Below are 2,092 nucleotides of genomic sequence, written 5' to 3'. Positions count from 1 at the left end.
GATTAAGATTTGCCTACGAAAAGAAAAAGTGTAGCGTATCTATTGATACTTTACATATAATATCACCTTGGTAATGAAGCGTTCAAGTATTACTTTTTATCTTCATTCTTCATTGGCATCATCAAGGCTTTCAAGGTCTTTGAAGTCATCGAGTACAACCTCAACAAAATCTTCTTCGTATGATAAGAGTTCTGCAGAAGTCCCAGAAAAGTATTCAGAAAACAGTATTAGTTTTCCATGGGTGATCCACTCTTCTTTCTCCTTTTCATCGTCCCACACTGATTCATCTATATATCTGCGAGCCTTTGTATATGCAACTAATTCATCTGCACTTTTATCTAAATACTCGCATATCAGCCATGTAGATCCCTGATCCGAACAGATAATAACTTCATTGCAACCAAACATCTTAGCCCGATCATATATTCTTTTACGACAATTCCATAACCAGTTGTCTTCAAGGTCCTTTTCATGAATTTTGGTTATCCATGTCCACCATCTCTCATTTACGCATATATCAAGATTTATACATTCCCGAAAGAACTGCATATAGTCACCTTCATCATTATAGTCCAATTCATATAATACAATAGGTCTTTCCCAATCATTAACTAAGAATCCTGCACATTTATCTACAAATTGTATGTTTTTAAGATCCTCTACTACAATCTGATCCTGCTGTTGATTTATTTGGCAATTAAGAACTGTCAATCTTAAAGACTTATCGGATTCATTTACTTTGAAAGTCCCCAGCTCTATAGCATAACAATGTTTGGTAAAGTTCTTTTTTGAATCTGGTGTATAAAATTCTCTGGCAACAAGCTGTATGTTTTGCTTCATTCTTGTTGCAATTTCTTTGGCAGTTGCGATCGGATCATCTATAGGCAGATTGTGCCTTAGACCTATTTGAACGACATCCCATCCCATAGTATTTATAGTTAAAAACGAGTAAAATATTTTTTAAACAATGTAACAAATGTACGAAATATAAGTAAGGTTATTTTTGAACCTGTTAACCGAGACTTTTAGTCATTTGCTCAATGCAACGCCGTTTTTGGTCGAGGTTAGGATGGACATAGAGGTTGAGCGTCGTACTTATGTTTGCATGACCGAGCAAAGCACTCACAGTTTTGTAGTCACACCCACTTTCGATGCACCGTGTGGCGAAGCTATGCCTTAGGCCATGAAACTTCAATCGTGGCATATCTAACTCCTGCATCAAGGTTCGGTAATAGATCCGATAGGTGCGTGGTTCGGTAGCTTTTGCCTCATTCGTCAGAACATAATAGTTCTCATTCACAATTTTAGATAGTGGTTTAAGCATCGTTTTTAGCTCACGGCTAAGCGGGATTTCTCTAAGCGAATTACTTGTCTTGGGTGTACTCTCCACAATCTCGGTATAACGAGACCCATCAGGGCGAAGCATATAAATACGTTGGAGCGAACGACTCACTCGAATTACCCCCTCTATCAAATCAATATCTGACCACTTGAGAGCACAAATCTCCCCGATGCGCATTCCTGTGCTGAGACATATCAGAATGCCCAGATTACGAAAGGTAAAATGCTCACGCACATACTGCATAATTTTACGTTGATGTACACGAGGCAAGACTTCAATACGAGGAGCTATACACACCGTAGGGTATTTCAGCTCCATCTCTACATACTGCCAACCATAGTACTTGATGGCATAGCGAAGTATCATCTTGAGCAGGATAATCAAATCTTTCGTCGTCTTGAGGCTTAGTCCCTGTTGTAGCTTTTCTAAGATGAAGCCCTGTACCTGCTCTTCTGTCACGGCTCGATGTTCACGAAACATGGGCAGTAGATGTTTCTCGATTTGCAATGCGTAGATAGAGTATGTACCTCGCTTTACAAATTGTTCTTTATTCGCCAACCACTCACGAGACACTTCGGCGAATGTGCTTGCTTTCTGATTCATAATGTCAATGTTTTAAGGGTTAATGAAACTAATAATGCCTCAAAATAACCCTTATACCTCTAAATCCTTTAGGACTTGATGAATAACAGACAAATTGTCCCCCTTTGCGCTTCCCCGAATTCTCCTCCCCATGGATGCAGACCTCAT

2 protein-coding genes are annotated in these 2,092 nt (G+C 39.1%); both read right to left on the bottom strand.

From position 1 onward, the window contains the following. Positions 1-102: 102 nt before the first annotated feature. Entirely contained in the window at positions 103-927 is an 825-nt protein-coding gene (locus Q4A14_RS08940; RefSeq protein WP_303171528.1) for a hypothetical protein, read from the bottom strand. A gap of 85 nt (positions 928-1,012) precedes the next feature. After that, the gene (locus tag Q4A14_RS08935) at positions 1,013-1,945 is read right to left on the bottom strand and encodes a site-specific integrase (protein WP_303171526.1); all 933 of its coding nucleotides are present in this window, start codon (positions 1,943-1,945) and stop codon (positions 1,013-1,015) included. Positions 1,946-2,092: the final 147 nt, after the last annotated feature.

Origin of the sequence: Porphyromonas sp., assembly GCF_030529325.1 — a bacterium.
In the GTDB taxonomy this organism is placed as follows: Bacteria; Bacteroidota; Bacteroidia; order Bacteroidales; family Porphyromonadaceae; genus Porphyromonas_A.
This window is presented reverse-complemented; position numbering and strand designations above follow the sequence as displayed.